Origin of the sequence: Burkholderia sp. Ac-20384 (assembly GCF_017104605.1) — a bacterium.
GTDB classification, from domain to species: domain Bacteria; phylum Pseudomonadota; class Gammaproteobacteria; order Burkholderiales; family Burkholderiaceae; genus Burkholderia; species Burkholderia lata.
On the sequence record NZ_JAAGPE010000531.1, the window covers coordinates 1 to 3,385 of the forward strand.

The following is a 3,385-nucleotide window of genomic DNA, read 5'->3' on the forward strand; positions in this document are numbered from 1 at the left end:
TGACTCGATGGAAACCCCGATGGACTCACACGAATGGCCCAGCCTGATCTCCCGACCCCTTCCAGCGCCGGCCAGGATGCCCAGGCGCTTGTCCTCATCGCCGAGGACGAACCCGAGATCGCCGAGATCCTGACCGCCTATCTCGCGCGCGGCGGCCTGCGCACCGTGCATGCGGCCGACGGCCGCCGCGCACTGGAACTGCACCTGCAGCTCAAGCCCGACCTCGTGCTGCTCGACGTGCAGATGCCGCACGTCGACGGCTGGAAGGTGCTCGCCGAAATCCGTCATCGCGGCGACACGCCCGTGATCATGCTGACCGCGCTCGACCAGGACATCGACAAGCTCACCGGCCTGCGCATCGGCGCCGACGACTACGTGGTGAAGCCGTTCAATCCCGCCGAAGTCGTCGCGCGCGCACAAGCCGTGCTGCGCCGTTCGATGGCCGGCTCGCGCCAGGAAGAACAGCGCGTGCTGCGGGTCGCGCCGTTCGAGATCGATCTCGAACACCACGAAGCCACGCTCGAAGTGGGCAGCGAGCGGCACACGCTCGTGCTGACGCTCACCGAGTTCAAGCTGCTCGCGCAGCTCGCGCGCGCGCCGCGGCGCGTGTTCAGCCGCGCCGAGCTGATGGCCACCTGCCTGCCGGAAGGCGACGCGCTGGAGCGCACGGTGGACAGCCACGTCAGCAAGCTGCGCAAGAAGCTGGACGATCTCGGCATGCAGGGCGTACCGGTCAGCGTGCGCGGCGTCGGCTACAAGCTCTGGAGTTGAACGTGAAGCTCGATGGCCTGAGCCGGCAGATCGCGCTGACGATGGCCGGGATGGTGTTCGGCGTGACGATGCTGATGGTGCTTACCGCCACCATCTTCTACTACGTCGCGTTCAACTACTGGCCCGCGCATTTCAACACGAAGAACTGGCTGCCGACCGCGCCGGAATGGCTGTGGCTGATCGCCACCACGTCGGTCGGCCTCGTGCTGTCGGTCGCGGTCGCCGTCAATCTCGCGCGCCGCATCCTCGTGCCGCTCAATTCGGTCACCGACAGCATTCGCCGCGTCGCGCGCGGCGATCTCGACGCGCGCGCCGTCACGGGCGACCGCTCGCTGCACGAAGCCGCGCTTCTCGCCGACAACTTCAACGCGCTCGCCGACGAGCTGCAGCGCGTGACCAACGAACAGGCAATCTGGAACGCCGCGATCGCGCACGAGCTGCGCACGCCCGTCACGGTGCTGCGCGGGCGCCTGCAGGGGCTCGCCGAAGGCGTGTTCAAGCCGGACGAAGCGCAATTCCGCAGCCTGCTCGCGCAGGTTGAAGGGCTGACGCGACTGATCGAGGATCTGCGCGTGGTCAGCCTCGCGGATGGCGGCCATTTGAGCATCGAGATCCGCGACGCCGATCTCGCCGCCGACGTGCGCGCCGTGGTCGACGTGTTCGCCCACGCGCTGCAGGCCGCCGGCCAGCATCCGGTGCTCGATCTCGACACACGGCAGATGCGCTGCGACCCGGTGCGCATTCGTCAGGCACTGCTCGCGCTGCTGGAAAACGCGCGCCGCCATGCGGTGCCCGGCGCGATCCGGATCCAGACGCGCATCGAAGCAGGCATGTGCCGGCTGCGCGTCGAGGACGACGGCCCCGGCATTCCGGCCGATTTCGCGCCGCACGTGTTCAAGGCATTCCGGCGCGTCGACGAGTCGCAGCCGGGCGGCAGCGGCCTCGGGCTCGCCGTCGTCGCGGCGATCGCGCATGCGCATCACGGAGAAGCCGTCTGCGTGCCGACCGGCGCGGGCGGTACGCGGTTCGAAGTGCAGTGGCCCGACAACCTCGTGCCGGCGCCGGAAAACGAGCGCTTTCCGGCCTGAGCCCCCACCTTTACACCGTCACTCTCGCGATTCGCGCCCGACCTGTTCGAGCGGCGGATTGAACCCGAGCACCGTGTACTCCCGCACGGACACCGTCCCTTTCCCCGCCGCGCCCTGCACGACGACCGCGCACACGGCACCGGCCCGGTCGAATTTCAGGCGGATGCCGAGGGTCGCGTTGCGCAGCGCCTCCAGTTCCTCGATCCGCGCGATCGCCAGCTTGCGCACCGCGCCGGACACGTACACCGGCAGGAACACCAGCGCGATGAAGATCGACACCGTGTCCTTCGCGGCGGTATCCAGCACCGGCTGACCCGACATCACGAGCGACAGCGACGTCGCCGCGACGAAGATCGCGAGCACCGTCGCGCCCACGCCGAGCGACGAGAACCGCTCGGCCGCCTTCTTCATGCGTGCCTTCACGAGCGCGCGCGTGGTCGCGGCGGGCACGAGCCATTCGCGTTGCGCGCCGTGGTACCCGGCGAAGCCGAGGAACAGCGTCGCGACGGCACTGATGCCGATGGCGGTGTACAGCGCGTCGAACAGCACGCAGACGAATTCGAGCACGAACACGATCACCGGCGGCCACAGCAGCAGACGGAACGAATAGCCGTCGCGGCCATGCCCGCGGATCCACCATTTCACCGGCGGCAGCTCCCAGAAGCGGCTCTCGCGGCGGAGTGAAAGTTCTTCTTCGTCGGTCAATTCTTCACCTGTGGCGTTCCATTGCGTCGGGTACGGCTGATGCCAATGATGCGGCTGAAACGGGAATGAATACCTGGGGTTATCGATTGATCCCAAAGATTCATTAGACAGTGTCTCCGCCGCCGCGCGATGCTGGCCCGGCCAGTGAACGCGGCGTCATTGCCACGCCGCGCACGAGAATGGAGTGAGACACATGCCTAACGACCACCGTCAACGGCGCCACACCCTGTGGCTGCTGTGCGCGCTTTCGTTCATCCTCTACGTCGACCGCGTCAACCTCGCGACTGCGGCCGGCGCGATCAAGGCCGAACTCGGCCTGTCGAATACCGAACTTGGCGTCGCATTCTCCGCGTTCGCGTATTCGTATGCAATCTGCCAGATCGGCGGCGGCTGGATCGCCGACCGGTTCGGCGCCCGCATCACGCTGATCGGCTGCGGGCTGATCTGGGTCGTATCGACCTTCACCACCGGGTTCGTGCACAGCCTCGGGCTGCTGTTCGCCGCGCGCCTGCTGCTCGGCATCGGCGAAGGCGCGACGCTGCCCGCCCAGGCCCGCGCGATCACCCACTGGTTCCCGCGCGAGCGGCGCGGCGTCGTGCAAGGCTTCACGCATTCGTTCTCGCGGCTCGGCAACGCGGTCACGCCGCCGATCGTCGCGGCGCTGATGACCTGGCTGTCGTGGCGCGCGGCGTTCTTCGTGATCGGCGCGGTCACGCTGGTGTGGCTCGCATGGTGGATCGTCGGCTTCCGCGAATATCCGCTCGGCGACGAAGCCGGCCACGATCGCCCGCGCGCTGCCCGCGCCGCGCCGCCCGCCGGCC

The 3,385-nt window shown here is 68.1% G+C and carries 4 protein-coding genes; 3 read left to right on the forward strand and 1 reads right to left on the reverse strand.

The genetic code is table 11. The annotated features are described in order from the left end of the window. The first annotated feature begins 33 nt into the window (after positions 1-33). Positions 34-771: a response regulator gene (locus G3O00_RS41180; RefSeq protein WP_011356639.1), complete on the forward strand. Its 738-nt coding sequence runs from the start codon at positions 34-36 to the stop codon at positions 769-771. 2 nt (positions 772-773) lie between these two features. Then, positions 774-1,859: an ATP-binding protein gene (locus G3O00_RS41185; RefSeq protein WP_206146434.1), complete on the forward strand. Its 1,086-nt coding sequence runs from the start codon at positions 774-776 to the stop codon at positions 1,857-1,859. An 18-nt stretch (positions 1,860-1,877) separates the two neighbouring features. On the opposite strand, the gene G3O00_RS41190 is transcribed toward G3O00_RS41185, so the two are convergent. Continuing rightward, on the reverse strand, positions 1,878-2,564 hold the full coding sequence (locus G3O00_RS41190; protein ID WP_206146435.1) for a hypothetical protein: 687 nt from the start codon (positions 2,562-2,564) through the stop codon (positions 1,878-1,880). 193 nt (positions 2,565-2,757) lie between these two features. Here G3O00_RS41190 and G3O00_RS41195 point away from each other — a divergent pair. Beyond that, the coding region (locus G3O00_RS41195; protein WP_206146436.1) for an MFS transporter at positions 2,758-3,385 on the forward strand (628 nt) is incomplete at its 3' end.